Genomic DNA, 20,250 nt, shown 5'->3' with positions numbered 1-20,250 from the left:
TGTCCTTCCAGGGCGCCTCAGCGCAGGCTTTGCGCCACGGTATCCAGCTCTTCCTGCGGCACGATGATCGCGCCGCTCCTCGGGCTGTCGAGATCGAGGATCGTTACGTACGCCGCCGCGAGCAGCGCAAAGAACAAGACCGAGCTGATCCCACTGCGCCAATCCGCGCGGCCAGTCGTAAAGCCCAGCAGCGCGGTGCAGGCGCAGCAGTAGAGCGCCAGCAGTGCCAGAACCTCGGTCGGCAGGCGGGCCGAGCGGGCAGCATGGCGCTCGGTCGTGATGTCGCACATCGCGTTATAGGCCGAGACCAGCACTGGTCCGCGCGTATCCGGCGGCATCGAGCGCAGTGCAGCAAACAGGGCATCACCAAAGGTCCCGCATTCGCGTGCGCTCGCCGCGTGTGCCGCTTGCCACGCATCGTCGAGGGCATTGCGGCCCACCGCTGCGCGCGTCTTTGCGTAATGCGCCAACTCACTCGCCAGGGGCGCGCGTTGGCGGTCTTCCAGCAGCGCCAGCCGCGTCGCCATGGTTCCGATGGCATTGGCTTCCTCGATCACCAGCAGGCGCCGTGTCTCGTAACGGCCGATAGCGAGGCTGAAGGCAAAGGCCATGAGCAGCGCGAGCAGCCCGAACGCGCCTGAGAGCACGTAGCTTTCACCGGCTGTCTCGGTTCCGGTTCCCGCCCGTCTGTGCAGCGCCACACCCAGCCGCCAAAGCGCGGTCATGGCCAGAAGCAGGCCCAGCCCGGGCAGTACAAGTGCAAACGAAGCCCCCATCGCCGCCTCCCCTACTTCACCCAGTCAAGCCCGATTTCCTCATAGATTTCCTTGGCCTCGGCCCAGCCTTCCTCAACCTTCACGTGGAGGAACAAGTGAACCTTGGTACCGAGGAGGTCAGCCAGCTCCTTGCGCGCTGCCTCGCCGATGGCCTTCAGCTTCGATCCGCCCTTGCCGAGTACGATCGCCTTCTGGCTGTCGCGCGCAATTACGATCTGCTGGTGTATCTCGATCGAGCCGTCGCGCCGCGTCGCGTAGCTCTCGGGCCGCACTGCGCTGTCATAGGGCAGTTCGTCATGTAGCTGGCGGTAGAGCTGTTCGCGGGTAATCTCGGTGGCAAGCAGGCGTTCGCTGGCATCCGAAACCTGATCCTCGGGATAGTGCCAAGCGCCTTCCGGCATGCGCTCTGCCAGCTTCAGCTTGAGCTCGGCCACGCCGTCACCGGTCAGCGCCGATACGAAGAAAACTTCGTCAAACCCGCCCTGCGGCGCGAGGTCCGCCGCCATCTCGAGCAGCGGCTCCTTGGCAATCGCATCGACCTTGTTGAGGACGAGGATCTTTCGCTCGGTCCGGTCTTTCAGGCTTTCGAGGATCGGCTCCAGATAGTCACGCTTCTTCTTGCGTCCGTCGACCACCAGCAGGATCGCATCCGCGCCTTCCGCGCCTTCCCACGCGGCATGGACCATCGCGCGATCAAGCCGGCGCTTGGGCTCGAACAGGCCCGGCGTATCGGCAAGAATGATCTGCACCCGTTCGCCGTCCGGCAGATCCTGCAGCGCGATCCCCATCAGCCGCGCGCGCGTCGTCTGCGCTTTGGCCGAAACGATCGCGACCTTCTGCCCGACGAGCGCATTGACCAGCGTCGATTTGCCCGCGTTCGGCGCGCCGATCACTGCCACCAGTCCACAATGTTCTGTCATTTGCTCATTACCCATAGCGCGCCATGAAGGCCGCAGCCGCGCCGCGCTCGGCTTCCTGCTTGCTTGATCCTGTCGCTTGCTCGGCGCCCACGCCAGGCACTTCGACTTGCACGGTGAATACCGCCGCATGGTCCGGCCCGGTACGCTCCAGCAGCGTGTACACCGGAGGCTTACGGCGATTGCCGGCCGCCCATTCCTGCAATGCCGCCTTCGGGTGCTTTCGCTGCCCCGCGCCGCCCGCCATGGCTGGCTCCCAGGCGCGGCGGACGAACTGCTTCGCAGCCTCGAACCCGCGTTCGACGAACAGCGCGCCGATGAGTGCTTCCATCACGTCGCCCAGCACATTGTCGCTCTGCCCCGCGCCATCGCCGCGCGCCTGCTTGCCGAGCCGGATATAGGGCACGACGCCCAGCTTGCGCGCCACCTCGGCGCACGTCTCGCGGCTGACCAGCACGTTCAAACGCTGCGAGAGCTTGCCTTCCGCCGCCTCGCTCTGCTCGTGCAGCCATTCCGCGATGGCGAGGCCGAGCACGCGGTCCCCCAGAAACTCGAGCCGCTGATAATCGCGCGCCTCGCCCATCGAGCCGTGGGTCAGCGCCTCGTGCCACAAGTCCGGCCGGCCAGGGGCCGACCCCGTCAGCGCGGCTATAAAGCCGGCGGTCTCGTCCGTCAGGGCCGCGCTCAGAACGTACCCCCAATCCGGTTCGCCCGAAGCGCGGTGAACCATGTCCAGGGCAGGAACCAGTTGGCGCTGCCGTCGGTCGACCACATCACGATCGTGGCACGGCCGATCAGGTTGTCCTGCGGCACGAGCCCGATCCCGCCGCCCTCGACCGCCGGGAAGCGGCTGTCCATCGAGTTGTCGCGGTTGTCACCCATCAGGAAGACGTGGCCCGCCGGCACAATCACCGGCGGCGTATCGTCCTGCGGGCGGTAGCCCAGGTCGAGCACGTTGTACTGCTTGCCACCCGGCAGCGTCTCGCGGAACTGAGGATAGTGGCAGCTCGGGCTGCCGTCCTTCTCCACCGCTTCGAACTCGGGCGCGATGCAGCTGGTATTGGCCGAAACCTTGATCACGAAATCGGCGACCTTGGCCTTTGGCACTGCCACGCCGTTGAGGTGGAGCTGCCCGCCGATCATCTGCACGGTATCGCCCGGAAGCCCGATCACGCGCTTGATGTAGTCGACGTCATTGCCCGGCGGCGCCTTGAAGATCACCACATCGCCGCGCGCGGGCTGGCCAGCCATGATCCGGTTCGGCAGCAGGGGCAGGCTGAACGGTAGCGAATACGACGAGAAGCCATAGGGCCACTTTGCCGCGAGCAGGTAATCGCCGTTCTCCAGCCGGGGCAGCATCGATTCCGACGGGATGTTGAACGGCGAGAAGACGAAGCTGCGGAAGAACGCGACGATCAGCACCAGCTTGATCACGAAGACCGGGAAGCTGTCTTCCTTGCGGTCCTTCTTTGTCTTTGCGGGTGCGGCGGGCGCGTCTTGCGCCACCGGCGCCTCGGTCGCCGTGCTCTGGGGAGCGTTTTCGGAGGGTTCTGTCATCGCAGCGGTCATGTGGAGGGGCCTCGCATCCGTCAAGCGCAGACTGCACCGATAGGGCCATGCAGACGAATTTTGCAGCCGCACCGGTCGGCCATCCCTTGCGCTTGGTCGAATGGCCGGGGTACTTCCGCCCACGACCGAGTGCACAGCCCGAGGAGACGACACGATGGCCGCCACCGAAACCGCCCCGCTGTGGACTGAGCTTGAAGCCCTGCCGCGCCCCACACTGACCGAGCTCTTTGCCGATCCCGCGCGTCTCGATCGTTACGCAACGGTGCTTGATCTCCCCGGCGGTCCGATTCGCTTCGATTGGTCGAAGACGCACCTTTCACCCGAGGTCGACGCCGTGCTCGGCGGGATCGCCGATATGGTCGATCTGACCAGTAGCCGCGCGGCGCTGTTTGCCGGCGCACTGATCAACAACACTGAAGGCCGGGCAGCCACCCACATGGCCGAGCGCGGTGTCGGCAATCCCGCCGCGGCCGAGGAAGCCGAACGCTTCCACGACCGGATGCAGGCGCTTGTCGAGGCGATCCACGAAGGCCTGCTGGGCGAGGTGAAGAGCCTCATCCACATCGGCATCGGTGGCTCCGCACTTGGCCCCGCGCTCGCCATCGATGCGCTTGCGCGCGAGGATGCCAAGGTCGCCGTGCATGTCGTCTCCAACGTCGATGGAGCCGCGCTCGCCGCAGCCACCGCGCAGTGCGACCCTGCCACCACACTGATCGCGGTCGCCTCCAAGACCTTCACCACCACCGAAACGCTGATGAACGCCGTCAGCGCGCTCGACTGGCTCCGCGAGGGCGGGGTGGAAGACCCCTATGGCCGCGTCGTGGCGCTCACCGCCGCGCCGGACAAGGCGGTGGCGTGGGGAGTCGATGAAACGCGCGTGCTCCCCTTCGCAGAGACCGTAGGCGGGCGTTATTCGTTGTGGTCTTCGATCGGTTTTCCCATTGCGCTCGCGCTGGGCTGGGAGGGCTTTGCCGCTTTCCTCGCCGGTGCCGCCGCGATCGACCGTCACTTCCTCGAAGCGCCCGCAACCGAGAACGTGGTGATCCGTGCCGCCTTTGCGGATCTCTATTATACGCAGGCGCGCCAATGCAGCAGCCGCGCGGTCTTTGCCTATGATGAACGCCTGCGCCTGCTGCCGAGCTACCTCCAGCAGCTCGAGATGGAATCGAACGGCAAGCGCGTTACGGCACAGGGCGAACCGCTCACCCGTCCCAGCGCCCCCGTCACGTGGGGCGGGGTCGGCACCGACGCCCAGCACGCTGTGTTCCAGCTGCTCCATCAGGGCACGCACCTGATCCCTGTTGATTTCCTCGCGGTCGGCGTCCCCGGCCACGATTTCGACCCGGTCCACCATCGCACCCTGCTTGCCAACTGCTTCGCGCAGGGCGCAGCGCTGATGGCCGGCAAAGCAGGCGCAGACGACCTGGCGCGCGACTATCCGGGCGACCGCCCCTCGGCCACGATCCTGTGCGACGAACTGGGCGCCGCCACATTGGGCAGCCTGATCGCCTTCCACGAGCACCGCACCTTCGTCTCGGCAATGATGCTCGGGATCAACCCGTTCGACCAGTTTGGCGTTGAACTCGGCAAGGCCATCGCCAAGTCGATCGAGGCAGGCGATGCCACCTTCGATGCATCGACCACGGCGCTGCTCGCAGCGGCGGGTATCGATCAATGAGCCGCCCTGCGCTGGCTCTCCTGCTGGCGCTTGTACCGGTTGCGGCTTTCGCCGATCCGCTCGTGGTGCGCGGTGACCGGCTCTATGTGGCCGCCAGTATCGAGGGCCATCCGGTCGAGGCTCTGCTCGATTCCGCCGCTGAACTCTCGTTCGCCGACCGCGCCCGCGTGGCCGAGTGGAAGCTGGGCGCTGCCGATGCCGTCACCGCCCGCGGCTCGGGCGGCGAGCAGGATGCCGGCCTTATCCGTAACGTTACGGTGAGCGCGTTTGGTGTCACTCTCTCCGGGACGACGATCGGGGTCACTGACTTGTCGGAAGTCGGCGCGCGGCTGCTCGGCCGCCGTCTGGATGCGATCATCGGCCACGATGTCTTTGGCGAGGCGCGCCTTGCCATCGATATCGAGGGCGGCACGATCACCCGGCAGTCGCGCAGCGAGCCGGTTGCGGGCGCAGAATTGCCGGTCAGCAGCCACGACGGGATCGATTCCATCCCGGTGCAAATCGCGGGTCGGACTGTGCAGGCCGATTTCGACCTAGGCAATGGCAGCGGCCCGCTGATCAGCAAGGCACTGGTTGCCTCGCTCGGGCTTCACCCTGTCGGTGTGGAGCCCGGCGGCGGCATCGGCGGCGCAATCGCGGCCGAAGTCTACTTCCTGCCTGAACTCGAGATCGCCGGCGTGCGCTTTCCCCGTCTGCGCGCGCGGCTCGATCCGCACGACAACGCCGGGCCGCTAAACATCGGCGTGGGGGTGCTGCGCCGCTTCGTGATCGTCACCGATCTCGGCGAGCGCAAGGTCTGGCTTGCGCCGCGCCCCCGGTCCTGACGGCGCGATCAGGGGTTCGCTGTCGCATCCGCGGTGGGTGTGGTCGTTTGATTGAAACGAACCGCGCCGGTGATCCAGACCATCGACAGCAGCCCAATGGCCAGCAAGGTGCCGATCACCACCATCTTGACGAGGCTCCGGTCCTTGTCGCCGCCGCTGACTTCCTGGGTGTCGATATGCACCTCTTCGCCTTCGTGCTGCATGGCTGAACTTCCCGGCGCGACCGGAATGGCCGCATGGCGCAATAACGCGCCGGGGACTGTGGTAGTTCCGCGTCCATGCGCCGCAGGCAGCAAAATGATGGCAGATGAGCATTGTCGCTCAGCCCCCCGATACCCCATATGGGCGCACGCAGCAGGAGCCAGCGCATGACCGACACGCAGTACGATTATGATCTCTTTGTCATCGGTGCCGGCTCCGGCGGCGTCCGCGCCAGCCGCGTGGCCGCGAGCCACGGCGCCCGCGTTGCGGTGGCCGAGGAGTATCGCGTCGGCGGCACCTGCGTGATCCGCGGCTGCGTCCCGAAGAAGCTGCTCGTCTACGGATCGCACTTTGCCGAGGAACTGCAGGACGCGGCCAACTATGGCTGGACGGTCGAGAAGACAACGTTCGACTGGCCGACCCTGCGCGATGCCGTGTTGCGGGACGTCGACCGGCTCAATGCGGCCTACACCTCCACGCTCGAAACCCATAAGGTCGAGCGCTTCCTTGAGCGCGCGGTCATCACTGGGCCGCATTCGGTGCGGCTCGCTTCAGGGCGCGAGATCACGGCGAAGCACATTCTCGTGGCTACCGGCGCCTGGCCGGTCATGCCAGAGTTCGAGGGTTCCGAGCATTGCATCACCTCGAACGAGGTGTTCCATCTCGAAAAGTTTCCCCGCCGCGTCGTGATATCGGGTGCTGGCTACATTGCGATGGAATTTGCCGGCATTTTCAACGCGCTTGGGAGTAACGTAACGGTGGTCAACCGTTCCGAGGCGATCCTGCGCACTTACGACGAGGCGCTGCGCGACCGGTTGCTGCAGATCACCATGGCGCGCGGCATCCAGTACCGCTTCAATTGCCCGTTCGAGAAGGTGGTCAAGCGCGAGGATGGCCTGCTCGAAGTCTGGCTCAAGGGGCAGATCGACCCGATCCTAGCCGATCAGGTCCTCGTCGCCACAGGCCGTCGCCCCAAGACGGACGGCCTCGGACTTGAAACCGCTGGCGTCAAACTGGGTGAAAACGGCGAAATCCTCGTCGACGAGCGGGCGCAGACCAGCTGCCCCAGTATCTACGCGGTGGGTGACGTAACGGACCGTGTCCAGCTCACCCCCGTTGCCATCCGTGAGGGCCAGGCCTTTGCCGACCGCGTGTTCGGCGGCAAGGACGTTACGATCGATTACAGCTGCATCCCGAGCGCCGTGTTTTCGCAGCCGCCGCTGGCCGGTGTCGGGCCGACCGAGGGGCAGGCGCGCAACAAGTACGGTTCGATCAAGGTCTATTCGTCGGACTTCCGCCCGATGAAGAACATCTTCGCCCACCGACCCGAGCGCGGGCTCTACAAGATGATCGTCGATGCGGCGACCGACCGGGTGCTCGCGATCCACATGATAGGTCCTGAAGCACCGGAGATCCTGCAAGCCGCGGCCATCGCGGTGAAAGCAGGGCTGACCAAGGCCGATTTCGACGCGACAGTAGCGCTGCATCCTTCGATGGCCGAGGAACTCGTGCTGATGAAGTAAAGGTTGCAACTTGCAACCTTGTGGTTAGTCTCCCTCGAAACAGTCCGGGGAGCAACGCGTGAACCTTCAAGGCAAGACCATTCTGCTGACCGGCGGGACCGATGGCATCGGTCTGCGTCTTGCGAGACAGCTGCGCGACAAAGGTGCCATCCTCATCGTTACGGGACGGACCCCCGCGCGCATTGCCGCGGCGCAGGCGGAAGGCTTTGAAGTGATTGCTGCCGATCTTGCCGGGCCGGCAGGTGTGGACGTGGTCATCGCCGGTCTCGCCGGCCGTCCGATCGACGTGCTCGTCAACAATGCCGGCATGAGCGCCGCGCACGACTTCCGCGAGGCTCCGCCGGTCGAAGTGGATGACGAGCGCACGCTCTGGCTCAACATTCATGCCCCGATCCGCCTGATCGGGCGCCTGATGGATACCTTGCGCGCCCGTCCCGAGGCGATGATCGTCAACGTCACGTCCGGTCTCGCCATCGCGCCCAACGCTGGTTCCCCGCTCTACTGCGCCACCAAGGCCGCGCTGCGCAGCTACACCATGGCGCTGCGCGCACAGCTCAAGGGCACCGGGGTCCACGTGCTCGAGGCGATGCCCCCGCTGGTCGATACCGCGATGACCGCCGGGCGCGGCAACAACAAGCTCAGCCCGGAGGAATGCGCCCGCCAGATCATCGCCGCGATGGAAAGCGGCAAGGATGAAGCCAATGTCGGCATGGTGAAGGTGCTCCGCGCGGTCTACTCGCTTTCGCCGGCGCTGGCCCGATCCATCATGCTCCGCTTCTGAAGGAAACAGCCATGAGCAAGACAGTCCTCGTCTCCGGCGGCAGCGGCTACATCGCCGGCTTCATCATCAAGCAGTTGTTGGCCGAAGGCTGGACCGTCCACACCACGGTGCGGAGCTTGAAACGCGAGCCGGAGCTGCGCCCGCTGCTGGGCGGAACGCCCGAAAATCTGACGTTTTTCGCAGCCGATCTTACCGCCGATGCAGGCTGGGCTGAGGCCATGGCTGGTTGCACCCACGTGCTCCACGTCGCCTCGCCCTTCAGCAGCAAGCCGCCGCGCAATCCCGACGATCTCATCATCCCGGCGCGCGAGGGCACTGTGCGCACGCTGCGCATCGCCAAGGCGGCGGGCGTACAGCGCTTCGTCCAGACCTCTTCGGTTGCGGCCATTGCCTATGGCCACGGCAAGGGCCACCACCACTTTACCGAGGCGGACTGGACCAACATCCACAGCCGCGATGCCTATGCCTACGTCAAATCCAAGACCGTTGCCGAGCGCGCCGCGCGCGAGTGGATGGCGAAAGAGGGCGCCGGCATGGAATTCCTCTCGATCAACCCCGCCGCCGTGCTTGGTCCCGTCTGGAGCCACGATTTCTCCGCCTCGATCGAGATGGTCAATCAGCTCCTTTCAGGCGCGCTACCCGGCTGCCCCGATCTCGGCTTCGGTATCGTTGATGTGCGTGACCTCGCCGATCTCCACGTCCGCGTACTGACTGAGCCGGGCCTCGACGGCGAACGCTTCATCGCGTCCGGTCCGTTCCTCAAGATGATCGAGGTCGCGCAGATTCTCCGCGCCGGCATGCCGCTCGAAGCGCGCAGGGTTCCCTCCCGGCGCCTTCCCGATTGGCTCGTCCGCTTTGCCGCAACGTTCAATCCGCTCATCCGCCAAGTCGTTGGCGAACTTGGCAATGTGCGCGACGCCAGCGCTGCCCACGCCTTCGAACGGCTTGGCTGGAAGACCCGGCCGGCGGAGGAATCCATCATCGACTGCGCGAAAAGCCTGATCGAACGCGGTATCGTTAAAGTCTGAGGATGTGAGGGGGCTGGCCCCTCAGATCCCCGCAAACCACTGATAGCCGCGGTGATCTTCCCAGTAGCCGCCCTTGCCGCCGTGAATGCCATCGAGCGAGGCGACCGCTTCCACGCGCATGACGTACTTCGCCTGCTTGTAGCCCAGCTGCCGTTCGACCCTCAGGCGCAGGGGCGCGCCGTGGCCAACCGTCAGCGGTGCGCCGTTCATATGCGTTGCCAGGATCGTCTGTGGGTGGAAGCCATCGATCATGTCGATGCTCTCGTAATAGGGAATGCCGCCGGTGCTGTCGGCGCAGTGGAACACCACATACTTCGCGTTACCCGACATGCCCGCGCGCTTCAGGATCAGGCCGAGCGGCACGCCCGACCATTCGCCGATCGCGCTCCAGCCTTCCACACAGTCATGCCGTGTGATCTGCGTGCGTCGGGGCGCTGCCATCATCTGCGTCAGGCTTATCCGCAACGGGTGCGCGACCATCCCGTCCACTGTCAGCCCCCAGTCGGCGAAGTTGTTCGCCGCAAGGGCGTTGTATTCCGCTGTCCCCGGGTTCTGGTTGCCGTTCTGGCGGAACACAGGTGACATCTCGGCCCGGCTGAACTCCTGCGCCAGTGCGTTGCGGTCCGTTACGAGACGCTGCGCACCATGCGTCGTCTTCTCACCGAGGCTTAGCAGCGATTTCGCCGTGGGCGAGGCGTTGATCTGATCGCAGCCTGCCAGCAGGAGCCCGGCGCCGCCCAGCAGGGCATTGCGCCGTGTGACCAGTGAGGAAGGGGCAGGGGCGGGCATGATCAGCCCAGATGTGGATTGCTTGTTCATTTCGAACGTTCCTTCGCCAGGCGTTCTTGGGGCAGACGGTACCAGCCCGTGATGATCGAGCGCAGCTCGTTGAACGGTCCTGCCAGCACCACCGCCAGCAGATGAACCACGATGAACAGCGCGAACCCTGCCGCGCAGAGGAAGTGGATCGAGCGCGCCGAAGGCCGCCCGCCAAACAGTTCTGCCAGCCACGGAAAAGCCGCATTGAGGGTAGGCGACATAGTGCAGCCGGTCAGGATCACCACCGGGATCAACACGAAAAGCACACCCAGATAGGCGATCTTCTGCAGTGGATTGTAGGCCCGCGCCGCCTCGCCAGTGGGGAAGCGCAGCCGCGCGTGTTCCTTGATGTCGTGCCACAAGTGCGTAAGGCTGCGTTCTTCAGGTTTTAGCGCAAGATCGCGCCGCAAATGTCCGGAAACAATGTTGTATGCCATGAACAGCGTGGCGCTGATCAGTAGCACCCAGGCAAATGCGAAGTGCCATTGGCGCGCATCGGCAAGGCTGTAGGTCGAGGGTATCGTGACCAGCGGCGGGAAGGCATAGGGCACCCCTTGCGCATAGCCGAGGAATCCCGTCGTCGCGATTTCGAACCCGCCGATCTGCACGAACCCGCTCGTGCCGCGGTGGCTGATCACCAACCAGGGATGATCGAGGTTCGCACCGTAGACGCCCCAATAGAGCCGGGGGTGGGCATTGAAGATCATCATTCCGCTCATCAGCATCACGAAGATGCTGAGCGCATTGATCCAGTGCCATAGCCGCACCGGCAGTTTCGTTCGGTAGATCAGCGGCGACGCGTCTGCGTCCGCTTGTCCTCCCGCGCCAGCAACCTCGTTGTCAGCAAATTGTGTTGCCATGTTTCCGCTCCCGCCAAGCCGCGCGCACGTCATGAGCGTGCCCTCCCGGAGTGGGAGAGCAGGCGCCGCACAGACCGGTTCGCGCCAGCTTTGCAAAACGTTACAGCACGCGGAAAAAATCGCGTCAGGCTTCGTACCACCCGACGTCCTGGGTTGCTACCTCGCCAAATCGGGCACCTTTGGTGATCGCTTGCCAGATGATTGGCCACGACGTGCCGATCATGCTCACGAACGGCCAGGGATCGCGCCAATCCCAGCTGACATCGCGTGTGGTAACGAGGCTCCTGAGCGCCGGGATAAACCCTCTACGCCGCAGCATGGCAGCCTGCGTCTCGGTCAGGCAGGCGTAGAATTGCTGCAAAGTCCGGTAGGGCCGCACCCGGACCGGCCCGACCCAGCCCGGTTCGAGTACCGCCCGGGCGATGTCGTTCGGCTCCCAGAAGTGCACGCCGCTCGTTGCGCGCGGATTGCATTCGATGGCATGGGGCACGCCCGCCGCATCGACTATGAAGTCGAACGAGATGAAACCGCTCCAGCCCGTCTCCGCGACAAACCGTTCTACCCACGCCGCGATCGTCGGCACCTCCACTCGCTCGAACGCCACCGCAACCGAGCCTGACATCACCGCTCCGCGATAGACCATCGTCGCCACCACGCGGCCGCACTGCGCAACCGTGCAAGTGCTGTGCTCCGCTCCCTCGACAAAGCGCTGCACCACCGCCGGCGCCGCCGCATCGGCCACTGGCAGTGGTTCGCCGCCAAGCAAGATGCTGACCCCGTTGCCCGAACAGGAATGGACCGGTTTGACCACCACCGGGCCGGAGCGTGCGAGCGCCTCGCCCTCCGCGCTTCCGAGCGGTGCGCTCTCCGGCACCGCCAGCCCAAGCTCTGCCGCCTTGCGCACGAAGCTCGCCTTGTCATGCAGCGCGAGCACCTCGTTCGGCGGCATGGTGAACAGCCCGACGCCTTCTGGCAGCATGCCTGCGAGATGCGCCACGTGCATCGTCTCTTCCGAGACAGGCACCACCAGATCCACACCCTCGTGCACCACGATTTCGCGCAGCGCAGCGAGATAGGCTGCCTTGCCCTTGATGGGCGCAGGCACCTTGAACTCGCGCGCCACGTGCCGCGATGCCCCCGCCAGCGTCCAGCCGTAAGGCTCTGCCACCAGCACGCGGCACCCCGCCTTTGCAAACCCCCGCGCCAGATCGAGCGCCTTGGGCAACCGGCCTAGCGTCAGCAGCACTGTCGTCATGACGTCACGCTTTTGTTACCCGCACCATGATCTGCTTGCCCGGCCGTGTGGTCAGCCGCGCCGCTGGACGCACCGCCGCTGCCTGTTCGATGTGGAAATCGAACCGGCGGAAGAGCCGCGCAATCAGCAGCACCGCTTCGGTGAGCGCAAACGCCGCTCCCGCACAAACGCGCGGTCCCTGGCCGAAGGGAATATAGGCCCCCGCCGTCAGTTCGCCTTCCCGCGCGGGCAAGAAGCGATCGGGATCGAACACGTCGGGCTCCTTCCAGAACCGCCTGTGCCGATGCAGCACCCAAGGCGCGACCATCACCAGCGCCCCGCGTTTGACGCGGCGCCCGGCAATCGTCGTCGCCTCGTTCGCCACGCGCGGCAGGAAGGTGATCGGCGGATAGAGCCGCAGCGTTTCGCGAAACACGTTGCGGACGGTGGGGAGGTGCTTGGTCTCCTCGAATCCGATCGGCCCGTCCTCACCCGCCACCTCGCGAATCTCCTGGCGCACGCGAGCGACAAGCTCCGGCTGCATTGCCAGCAGGTAGAACGCCCAGGTCAGCGCGCTTGCGCTCGTCTCATGCCCCGCAAGGAACAGCACGCCCAGCTGGTCGATCAACTCCTCGCGGGTGAAAGCCGTACGGGTGAAATCGTCACGCGCTGCAATGACGGCCGCCGCGATGTCGTCGAAATGTTCGCCATTGGGCCCGAGATGCGTATCGAGCAGATCGCCAAGGTGCTTCCTGATGCGCTGGCAGGCCTCCAGCACGAAGTCCTTTTGCGGAACCGCAGTCCACGCCGGGTCCATGATCAGGCGCCGGATTTCGACTTGCGCCACGCTGTGTTCGAACACGGTAAAGGCATCGAACACATCATGCGCCGCTCCGGTTTCCAGCCCCGTGCTGAACACGGTTCGGCAGATGATGTCCGCTGTCAGGTGGCTCATCGTCAGGTCGAGCGAAAACGCCGCGCTGTCCGCCGCGCGCGCCGCAAGCAACTCTTCGCAGGCCTCGGCGCCCTCCTGCATGGCGGGAAAGGCGCGGTTCACGCGCATCATCGTGAAGGCGGGATCGATCATCCGGCGCTGGCGCTGCCAGACCTCGCCCGAGGAGACGAAGATCGAATCGCCGATCAGCGGGGCGAGCGCGTCGACCATGAGGTCGCTCTTGGGAAAGATGCCCTCGGGATCGGAGAGCACCCGTCGAACTTCATCAGGCCGGTTGACGATCAGAATCGAGCGCCGCGAATAGCCGAGCGGCCCAACATCGCAGCGATAGGCGCTTGCCGGGAGCAGGCTGAGCAGATCGCCGTCGCCCCGCAGCGCCACGCGCAGCAGCGCGGGAATCGCGCCCAGCGAACTCGGGCGCGGCGGGCGATAGCGGACAGGGCTGACAGTCTGGCTCACGAGGCTCCCCACATGGTCTCCATGTGTCATCTTATGTTTACACCGGCCCTGTCCAGTGGAATAGTCGCAGGAACGAGAGCCGGGGGATGCGATGGAACTGCTGTTGTTCCGGTGCCTGATTGCCGCGCATATCGCCGCCGGGGCGACCGGCGCCATTGCGTTCTGGATTCCGGTCGTCGGCCGCAAGGGCGATGTGAACCACCGCAAGTGGGGCCGAGTGTTCACCAAGGCGATCCTCATCACCGGCTGCCTTGCCCTGGCGATGAGCCTCTTGACGCTCTACGATCCGATGACGGTCCATCCGCACCTTGTCGGCCGGTTCGATGCCGATTTCGTGCGCGGGATCTTCGGCGTGATGATGCTCCACAACGCGATCCTCACGCTCAACCTCGCGTGGTATGGCTGGCTCTGCGTCAAGAACCGCCGCAATGTCGCGGCGAACCGCACCCCGCTCAACGTGGCACTGCAGGTTCTGGTGATGATCGCCGCCGTAATCTGCGCTTGGGACGGGGCGCGCATCAATCAGCCTCTGATGATGCTCATTTCGGTCGTTGGCATGGCGACAGGGATCACAAATCTCGTGTTCCTCTACGCGCGCAATCCTTCGCCGGTGATGTGGCTCAAGGAACATGTGAAGGCGCTCGTGGGCGCGGGCATCTCGGTTTACACCGCCTTCCTTGCATTCGGTTCGGTGCGGCTGTTCCCGGCGCTCGCGCTGCATCCCGCGATGTGGTCGGTACCTCTCGTCACCGGTCTCATCATCCTCATCTATCACCGTATCCGCATCGATCAGAAGGCGGGGATCAGCATCGTTCCGCAACTGCGCCGCCGCGCCGCGGCGGCGGACTGACGTGGCGCGCAAGGTTGTCGTTGTCGGCGCTGGCATGGGCGGCCTTGCTGCCGCAGCAGACCTCGCGCGGCAGGGGCTCGATGTCACTGTGGTCGAGCGCGCCGGCAGGGTCGGTGGCAAGATGCGCCGGGTCGAGAGCGGCGGCCTCCACATCGATGCGGGCCCGACCGTCTTCACCATGCGCTGGATCTTTGATGGCCTGTTCGGCGATGCGGGTGAGCGGCTCGAGGATCACCTCGGCCTGATCACGGCGGAGACGCTTGCGCGGCATGCATGGCAGCAGGGCGGAAATCTCGACCTCTTCGCCGATGTGAACCGTTCGGTGGATGCGATCGGCGATTTCGCCGGAGCCGCCGAAGCCCGGGCCTACCGCGATTTCTGCGCCCGAAGCGCCGATATCTATAAGACGCTGGCGGCCTCGTTCATCGCCGCCGAGCGCCCCTCTATCACAGGCCTTGTCGCCCGGCTCGGCCCTTTCGGCATCCCTGCGCTGATGCGCACGGTGCCGATGCGCACCTTGTGGGGTGCGCTGGGAGATCACTTCAAGGACCCGCGCCTGCGCCAGTTGTTCGGGCGCTATTCCACCTATGTCGGCTCCTCGCCCTGGGCCGCGCCCGCCACCTTGATGCTGATTGCCCATGTCGAGCAGCAGGGCGTCTGGCTGGTGCGTGGCGGCATCCACGAAGTGGCCCGCGCCATCGCCGACCTTGCCGAGCGCCACGGCGCCGCTTTCCGCTTTGGCGCCCATATGGAGCGCATCGTGATCGAGCAGGGCCGCGTGGCCGGAGTGGAACTTGCTGGTGGCGAACGGCTGCCTGCCGATGCCGTCGTTTTCAACGGCGATGTGTCTGCGCTCACCGACGAAGTCCGCCCGGTGCCCGCCACGGCGCCGCTCAAGCGCTCGCTCTCCGCCGTGACCTGGTGCCTCGCCGCGCGCACCTCGGGCTTCGCTCTTGCGCACCACAACGTGTTCTTTGCACCCGACTATGCCAGTGAGTTCGAGGCGATCTTTTGCGACCGCCGGATCACGGGGACGCCAACCGTATATCTCTGCGCGCAGGATCGGGGGGAGGGGAATGACCACCCTGCGGGTGCGCCCGAGCGCCTGCTTGCACTGATCAACGCGCCGGCTGACGGCGACAAGGGGCCGCTCCCCGATGCCGAGCTTGCCGATCTCGCGCGCCGCAGCGTCGGCCTCATGCGCGATTGCGGCCTTGATATCGAGGGGGTGGACGAGCCCGTCGTAACCGATCCTTCCGGCTTCAACGCGCTATTTCCCGCCAGCGGCGGTGCGCTCTATGGGCGCGCCAATCATGGCATGATGGGCAGCTTCGCGCGTGCCGGTGCGCGCGGGAAAGTTCCGGGGCTCTATCTCGCCGGTGGCAGCGTCCATCCCGGCCCCGGCATTCCGATGGCCACGATGTCTGGCCGCATCGCGGCCGCGCGCCTTGTTGCCGATCTCGCCGGCGACAAGCGCACCGTCATGCTTCCTGCTGACATGCCCCCGTTTGGTTGACCAAGGCTTTGAGCCTTGTGCGCGACCACTCGGGACGCGGTCCAGTATCGGGCCGCCAAATGGCCTGAAGCCCAGCGCGCAGGACGTGCGCGATCTTTTCCCCGCGCGAGGTGAACACGCGCGCATCCCACACGCGCGGGCCGCCCGCCGCCACCTTGCGCGCGATTGCGCCATAGATGCCAGCCGCCGAAAGGATCGCCCAGCGCTGGCGATAGCCGAGCTTTGCTGCGCCCACCCGGGCCGAAGCCTCGTAATCCGCGGCCAGCGTTGCCAACCGCTGCGCCACATTGACCAGCGCCTTGCGGTAGCACGGGCGCAATTGCTCGCCGGGCGGAATGTCCGCCTCCGCAAGCCATTCGGCCGGTAGATAGCAGCGCCCGCCGCGGTCGTCCTCCGCCACATCGCGCGCAATATTGCCGAGTTGGAAGGCAAGGCCTAGATCGCAGGCGCGGTCTAGCGTGTCGTCATCATCGGGCGCCACGCCCATGACCACGGCCATCATCACGCCCACCGCACCGGCGACATGAAAGCAGTAGCGCAGCAGGTCCGCTTCGCAGCGCGGCGTCCAGTCCTGCGCATCCAGTGCAAAGCCATCGATCACGTCCTCGGCCATTGCCCGCGTCAGCCCGCATTCACGCGCGACGACACCCAGAGCGTCGAAGTTGGGGTTTGCGGTGGGAAGCCCCGCCATCGCAAGGTCGGTCAGCCGCCGGATCGTCGCGAGCCGCTCTGCGGCGTTGCCCCCCGGCGTCGTGCCAAGTTCGCCGCCGAGTTCCTGCTCGTCGGCAATGTCGTCGCAGGCGCGGCACCAGGCATAAAGCAACCAGACCCGCTCACGCGTCGTCCGGTCAAACAGCATCGAGGCTGCCGCAAAGCTCTTCGATCCCCGCGCAATCGTTTCGCGGGCATGGGCAACAAGGGCAGCGCGGTCCGGTGTCGGCGGCGCTGCGTCTGGATCAGTCACGCCGCCTCACAGATCCTTGGCGGACATCTGGATGATCGGTTTGTGCGGCACATGCGCCGCCATCCGCGCCAACAGGACATCGAGCGCATGTTCGGCCAGAATGATCCCGCCATGCACTGGCCGGATGAAGCCGACCTCGATCATGTGTGTCTGGAAAGCGAGCAGCTTGTCGTAGAACCCGAAGGCGTTGAGCAGGCCCACCGGCTTGCTGTGATAGCCCAGCTGAGCCCAACTCACCGCTTCCCACAGCTCGTCCATCGTGCCGACCCCGCCGGGCAGCGTTAGGAAACCGTCGGACAGGTCGGTGAAGGCCTGTTTGCGTTCGTGCATGGTCTCGACGATCGTCAGGCTCGTGCAATCGGGATTGGCGACTTCGGCTTCGGCCAGCGCGCGCGGAATCACCCCGATCACTTCGCCGCCCGCCTCGAGAGCGCCCGCCGCGACCGCGCCCATGAGGCCCAGCCGCCCGCCGCCATAGACCAAACCGATCCCGCGTTTGGCAAGCTCCGCGCCGACCTCGCGCGCGAGCGCGACATAGCGCGGGTCTGCCGGCGATGCCGAACCGCAATAGACTGCCAGACGTTTCACTGCACTCTCACGCTTTCAGCAGATCCTCGATCATCAGTCCCGCCGTCGCCTTCGCGCTGCCGACCACGCCGGGGATGCCCGCGCCCGGATGGGTGCCAGCACCAACCAGATAGAAGTTCTTGATCGCGTCGTCACGGTTGTGCGCACGGAAATACGCAGATTGCGTGAGCAGCGGCTCGAGGCTGAACGCGCTGCCCTGGTGCGCGGAAAGATCGATCGAGAAGTCCTTGGGCGTGTAGGAGAATTTCGTCACGATCCGGCTGTGGATGTCCGGAATCAGGCGGCGACCAACCTCGTCGAGCACGCGCTTCTCAAATTGTGGCCCGATTTCGTCCCAGTCGATCGGCAGCTTGCCCATGTTGGCCACCGGCACCAACGCATAGAACGTGCTCATTCCCGGGGGCGCCATGCTCGGATCGGTGACCGAGGGGTGGTGCAGATAAATCGAGAAGTCTTCGGGCAGCACACCGTGCTTGTAGATGTCGTCGAGCAGGCCCTTGTAGCGCGGCCCGAACAGGATCATGTGGTGCGCGATGCCCGGCCAAGTGCCTTCGACGCCGAAGTGGACGACGAAGAGGCTGGGTGAAAACTTCTTCTTCTTCAGCGACTTTGCCCGTCGCTGCGCATGGCCGTTGTCCGGCATGAGGTCTGCGTAGGAATGGACGATATCGCCGTTGGAGGCGACCGCGTCCACGCTCTCGCGCCAGCCGCTCTTGGTCTCGACCGCTGTCACCCGATCGCCCAGCGAATGGATGTGCACCACAGGGTCGCCCAGCCGCACTACGCCGCCGAGGCGTTCGAAGTGCTTGACCATCCCCGCGATCAGCTTGTTGGTGCCGCCCTTGGCCCACCACACGCCGCCATCCTTCTCCAGCTTGTGAATGAGGGCATACATCGCGCTCGCCGTCATCGGATTGCCGCCCACCAGCAGCGAGTGGAAGCTGAACGCCTCGCGCAGCTTCTCGTTCTCGATATAGCTCGAAACGATCGAATAGACCGACCGCCACGCCTGATAGCGGATCAGCGGCGGCGCCGACTTGATCATCGAGGCGAAATCGAGGAACGGCACCGAGCCGAGCTTGACGTAACCTTCCTCGAACACACCGGCCGAGAACTTCAGGAAGTCCGCATAGCCGGCCACGTCGCGCGGATTGAGCTTGGCGATCTCCGCATTCAGCACCGCCTCGTCGTTGGTGTAGTCGAAGTTGGTCCCGTCGGCCCAGTTCAGCCGGTAGAACGGCTTGACCGGCACGAGTTCGACGTCCTCGGCAATGTCATGGCCCGAAAGCGCCCAGAGTTCCTTGAGGCAGGGCGGATCGGTGACCACCGTCGGCCCCGCATCAAAGGTAAAACCGTCGCGCTCCCAGTAGTAGGCACGCCCACCCGGCTTGTCGCGTGCCTCGATCACGGTAGTCTGGATCCCTGCCGACTGCAGGCGAATTGCCAGCGCCAGTCCGCCGAAACCGGCCCCGATGACGGCTACTTTCTTCATGATGAAACTCTAAACTCCTGAAAACTTGAGCGGGGCCGGCTGTCTGCCGAGGCCCGTGATGGTGCCGAGCGCCCGAGGGATCGGAATGGGCGGAATGCCCGCCAGAATGCGAAACTTGTCGTACGAGGTTGATCGCCCCGAGTAGAACCGTTCGATGAGCTCAGGCTTCATCGTGTAGAAACGCTCCAGAATACGAAGGCGTTCCTGCGGATAGGCTCCACCGAAAAGCAACGCAGAAAGCATGCGGTAATAGCTCTGGTTTTCCCAGTGCCCTTTAGCCCACTTGGCGGAGAACGCCTTAAGAGCAGCACCATCGAGCGCATCATGATGCGCTAGCGCGAGTGCAAAGCGCACCGCATCGGGAACCGAATAGCTGGTCAACGAATGGAAAAGCCCCGCGCGCGATCCGGCTCGCGCAGTATCCTCGCCGCCATCGCGCCAGAATCCCGCAAAATCGCCGCCTGCCACCACGGGGAGCACGCCATGCTCCTCGCTGATCAGCGCCTCGACCTCCCAGCCGTGCGCGGCGACATAGGCGTCGATCCGCTGTTCCAGCAGCGGCCGGTCGAGCACGCTGCTGTCGGAATAATACGTGTCCTCGAGGAAGATCACGTCGGGCGCGAAGGGCAGGGTGTACATGAAGCGATAGCCGTCGATCTGTTCGACCGTCGCATCCATCACGATCGGCCGTTCAAGGCCGTGCGGCGCCTTCAGCCTGAACTTGCGGCCGACGAACTTCTGCCAGCCGCCGGTGAAGTGCGATGCATCGCGCAGGCCGCGCGTGTCGATCACACCGCCGGCCTCGACCAGTGTCCCGTCACCCAGCATGACTTCGGTTTCGCTGCAGCTCTTGACCGCCTGCGCCGTCAGGATCGCGTCCGCAGGCAGCGCAGCGCGCAGGGCTGCATCGAACTTGCTGGAGGTCATCGCGCTGTAGCGCGTCTTGAGGTGGCGGCTGTGGCGCGGGAAATGGACATTGTAGTCGGGCCAGCTCGCCTCGATCATCGGCGCGAGCAGTTCGGTGGCCTCGTGATCTGTGTCGGTGGCAAAGAACGACCAGACATGATTGCCGCCAAGGCAATCACCCTGCTCCACGATGAGGAGCGACAGATCGGGGCGGTACCGGGCCAGCGCAAGCGCAATCAGCCCGCCTGCCAGCCCGCCGCCAAGGATCGCGATATCGCAGCGCCGTGCATTCATCATCCACGGGGATAGG

General features: G+C 65.1%; 20 protein-coding genes. 7 read left to right on the top strand and 13 right to left on the bottom strand.

Annotation, left to right across the window (positions count from 1 at the left end; all coding sequences use genetic code 11):
• Positions 1-17: 17 nt before the first annotated feature.
• Genes Q0082_RS17785 through lepB form a run of 4 tightly spaced genes read right to left on the bottom strand, consistent with a single transcriptional unit; the run spans position 18 to position 3,250 of the window.
• Positions 18-776 carry a hypothetical protein gene (locus Q0082_RS17785; protein WP_298194947.1) on the bottom strand — a complete coding sequence of 253 codons (759 nt, stop codon included), beginning with the start codon at positions 774-776 and terminating at the stop codon, positions 18-20.
• Between the two features lie 11 nt (positions 777-787).
• Positions 788-1,696 carry a GTPase Era gene (gene era / locus Q0082_RS17780; protein WP_298194946.1) on the bottom strand — a complete coding sequence of 303 codons (909 nt, stop codon included), beginning with the start codon at positions 1,694-1,696 and terminating at the stop codon, positions 788-790.
• A gap of 7 nt (positions 1,697-1,703) precedes the next feature.
• Positions 1,704-2,423: a ribonuclease III gene (rnc, locus tag Q0082_RS17775; RefSeq protein WP_298194945.1), complete on the bottom strand. Its 720-nt coding sequence runs from the start codon at positions 2,421-2,423 to the stop codon at positions 1,704-1,706.
• The gene (gene lepB / locus Q0082_RS17770; RefSeq protein WP_298194944.1) at positions 2,378-3,250 is read right to left on the bottom strand and encodes a signal peptidase I; all 873 of its coding nucleotides are present in this window, start codon (positions 3,248-3,250) and stop codon (positions 2,378-2,380) included. Before lepB ends, rnc begins: the two co-directional genes overlap by 46 nt.
• Positions 3,251-3,416: 166 nt before the next feature.
• On the opposite strand from lepB, the gene pgi reads away from it, so the two are divergent.
• Both pgi and Q0082_RS17760 read left to right on the top strand, forming a co-directional pair.
• The gene (gene pgi / locus Q0082_RS17765; protein WP_298194943.1) at positions 3,417-4,940 is read left to right on the top strand and encodes a glucose-6-phosphate isomerase; all 1,524 of its coding nucleotides are present in this window, start codon (positions 3,417-3,419) and stop codon (positions 4,938-4,940) included.
• Positions 4,937-5,764, top strand: coding sequence for a retropepsin-like aspartic protease (locus tag Q0082_RS17760; RefSeq protein ID WP_298194942.1), 828 nt, complete (start codon positions 4,937-4,939; stop codon positions 5,762-5,764). Before pgi ends, Q0082_RS17760 begins: the two co-directional genes overlap by 4 nt.
• Positions 5,765-5,772: 8 nt before the next feature.
• Here Q0082_RS17760 and Q0082_RS17755 read toward each other — a convergent pair whose 3' ends face one another.
• A complete protein-coding gene (locus tag Q0082_RS17755) occupies positions 5,773-5,967 on the bottom strand; it encodes a hypothetical protein (protein WP_298194941.1) in 195 nt (64 codons plus the stop codon).
• Between the two features lie 165 nt (positions 5,968-6,132).
• Here Q0082_RS17755 and gorA point away from each other — a divergent pair, with 165 nt between their 5' ends.
• Genes gorA through Q0082_RS17740 form a run of 3 tightly spaced genes read left to right on the top strand, consistent with a single transcriptional unit; the run spans position 6,133 to position 9,297 of the window.
• On the top strand, positions 6,133-7,488 hold the full coding sequence (gene gorA, locus Q0082_RS17750) for a glutathione-disulfide reductase (protein ID WP_298194940.1): 1,356 nt from the start codon (positions 6,133-6,135) through the stop codon (positions 7,486-7,488).
• Between the two features lie 58 nt (positions 7,489-7,546).
• The gene (locus Q0082_RS17745; RefSeq protein WP_298194939.1) at positions 7,547-8,269 is read left to right on the top strand and encodes an SDR family NAD(P)-dependent oxidoreductase; all 723 of its coding nucleotides are present in this window, start codon (positions 7,547-7,549) and stop codon (positions 8,267-8,269) included.
• An 11-nt stretch (positions 8,270-8,280) separates the two neighbouring features.
• Entirely contained in the window at positions 8,281-9,297 is a 1,017-nt protein-coding gene (locus Q0082_RS17740) for an aldehyde reductase (protein ID WP_298194938.1), read from the top strand.
• Positions 9,298-9,318: 21 nt separating this feature from the next.
• Here Q0082_RS17740 and Q0082_RS17735 read toward each other — a convergent pair whose 3' ends face one another.
• The 4 genes from Q0082_RS17735 to Q0082_RS17720 all read right to left on the bottom strand — a co-directional run bounded on the left by Q0082_RS17735 (position 9,319) and on the right by Q0082_RS17720 (position 13,624).
• On the bottom strand, positions 9,319-10,116 hold the full coding sequence (locus Q0082_RS17735; RefSeq protein WP_298194937.1) for a molybdopterin-binding protein: 798 nt from the start codon (positions 10,114-10,116) through the stop codon (positions 9,319-9,321).
• Positions 10,113-10,976: a cytochrome b/b6 domain-containing protein gene (locus tag Q0082_RS17730; protein ID WP_298194936.1), complete on the bottom strand. Its 864-nt coding sequence runs from the start codon at positions 10,974-10,976 to the stop codon at positions 10,113-10,115. Before Q0082_RS17730 ends, Q0082_RS17735 begins: the two co-directional genes overlap by 4 nt.
• 124 nt (positions 10,977-11,100) lie before the next feature.
• Positions 11,101-12,231: an ATP-grasp domain-containing protein gene (locus Q0082_RS17725; RefSeq protein ID WP_298194935.1), complete on the bottom strand. Its 1,131-nt coding sequence runs from the start codon at positions 12,229-12,231 to the stop codon at positions 11,101-11,103.
• 4 nt (positions 12,232-12,235) lie between these two features.
• Positions 12,236-13,624, bottom strand: a complete 1,389-nt coding sequence (locus tag Q0082_RS17720) for a cytochrome P450 (RefSeq protein ID WP_298194934.1) — start codon at positions 13,622-13,624, stop codon at positions 12,236-12,238.
• Positions 13,625-13,715: 91 nt separating this feature from the next.
• Here Q0082_RS17720 and Q0082_RS17715 point away from each other — a divergent pair, with 91 nt between their 5' ends.
• Positions 13,716-14,474, top strand: coding sequence for a hypothetical protein (locus Q0082_RS17715; RefSeq protein ID WP_298194933.1), 759 nt, complete (start codon positions 13,716-13,718; stop codon positions 14,472-14,474).
• A 1-nt stretch (position 14,475) separates the two neighbouring features.
• Positions 14,476-15,990: a 1-hydroxycarotenoid 3,4-desaturase CrtD gene (gene crtD / locus Q0082_RS17710; protein ID WP_298194932.1), complete on the top strand. Its 1,515-nt coding sequence runs from the start codon at positions 14,476-14,478 to the stop codon at positions 15,988-15,990.
• Here the strand turns inward: crtD and Q0082_RS17705 are convergent.
• From Q0082_RS17705 to crtY, 4 genes are read right to left on the bottom strand one after another with little or no spacing between them, the layout of a single operon-like run.
• Positions 15,956-16,954, bottom strand: coding sequence for a phytoene/squalene synthase family protein (locus tag Q0082_RS17705; RefSeq protein ID WP_298194931.1), 999 nt, complete (start codon positions 16,952-16,954; stop codon positions 15,956-15,958). The two genes, crtD and Q0082_RS17705, sit on opposite strands and share 35 nt — an antisense overlap.
• 6 nt (positions 16,955-16,960) lie before the next feature.
• Positions 16,961-17,542 carry a TIGR00730 family Rossman fold protein gene (locus tag Q0082_RS17700; protein WP_298194930.1) on the bottom strand — a complete coding sequence of 194 codons (582 nt, stop codon included), beginning with the start codon at positions 17,540-17,542 and terminating at the stop codon, positions 16,961-16,963.
• Between the two features lie 7 nt (positions 17,543-17,549).
• Positions 17,550-19,034, bottom strand: a complete 1,485-nt coding sequence (locus Q0082_RS17695; protein ID WP_298194929.1) for a phytoene desaturase — start codon at positions 19,032-19,034, stop codon at positions 17,550-17,552.
• Positions 19,035-19,043: 9 nt separating this feature from the next.
• Complete coding sequence (gene crtY / locus Q0082_RS17690) at positions 19,044-20,237, bottom strand: lycopene beta-cyclase CrtY (protein ID WP_366522578.1); 1,194 nt, start codon at positions 20,235-20,237, stop codon at positions 19,044-19,046.
• Positions 20,238-20,250 lie beyond the last annotated feature (13 nt).

Origin of the sequence: Novosphingobium sp., from assembly GCF_027489515.1 — a bacterium.
GTDB lineage: Bacteria > Pseudomonadota > Alphaproteobacteria > Sphingomonadales > Sphingomonadaceae > Novosphingobium.
This window is presented reverse-complemented; position numbering and strand designations above follow the sequence as displayed.

Coding starts and splice junctions, on each gene's coding strand:
- Q0082_RS17785 (WP_298194947.1), bottom strand. CDS start 776: ATGGGGGCTTCGTTTGCACTTGTACTGCCCGGGCTGGGCCTGCTTCTG.
- era (WP_298194946.1), bottom strand. CDS start 1,696: ATGACAGAACATTGTGGACTGGTGGCAGTGATCGGCGCGCCGAACGCG.
- rnc (WP_298194945.1), bottom strand. CDS start 2,423: ATGGTTCACCGCGCTTCGGGCGAACCGGATTGGGGGTACGTTCTGAGC.
- lepB (WP_298194944.1), bottom strand. CDS start 3,250: ATGACAGAACCCTCCGAAAACGCTCCCCAGAGCACGGCGACCGAGGCG.
- pgi (WP_298194943.1), top strand. CDS start 3,417: ATGGCCGCCACCGAAACCGCCCCGCTGTGGACTGAGCTTGAAGCCCTG.
- Q0082_RS17760 (WP_298194942.1), top strand. CDS start 4,937: ATGAGCCGCCCTGCGCTGGCTCTCCTGCTGGCGCTTGTACCGGTTGCG.
- Q0082_RS17755 (WP_298194941.1), bottom strand. CDS start 5,967: ATGCAGCACGAAGGCGAAGAGGTGCATATCGACACCCAGGAAGTCAGC.
- gorA (WP_298194940.1), top strand. CDS start 6,133: ATGACCGACACGCAGTACGATTATGATCTCTTTGTCATCGGTGCCGGC.
- Q0082_RS17740 (WP_298194938.1), top strand. CDS start 8,281: ATGAGCAAGACAGTCCTCGTCTCCGGCGGCAGCGGCTACATCGCCGGC.
- Q0082_RS17735 (WP_298194937.1), bottom strand. CDS start 10,116: ATGAACAAGCAATCCACATCTGGGCTGATCATGCCCGCCCCTGCCCCT.
- Q0082_RS17730 (WP_298194936.1), bottom strand. CDS start 10,976: ATGGCAACACAATTTGCTGACAACGAGGTTGCTGGCGCGGGAGGACAA.
- Q0082_RS17725 (WP_298194935.1), bottom strand. CDS start 12,231: ATGACGACAGTGCTGCTGACGCTAGGCCGGTTGCCCAAGGCGCTCGAT.
- Q0082_RS17715 (WP_298194933.1), top strand. CDS start 13,716: ATGGAACTGCTGTTGTTCCGGTGCCTGATTGCCGCGCATATCGCCGCC.
- Q0082_RS17695 (WP_298194929.1), bottom strand. CDS start 19,034: ATGAAGAAAGTAGCCGTCATCGGGGCCGGTTTCGGCGGACTGGCGCTG.
- crtY (WP_366522578.1), bottom strand. CDS start 20,237: ATGATGAATGCACGGCGCTGCGATATCGCGATCCTTGGCGGCGGGCTG.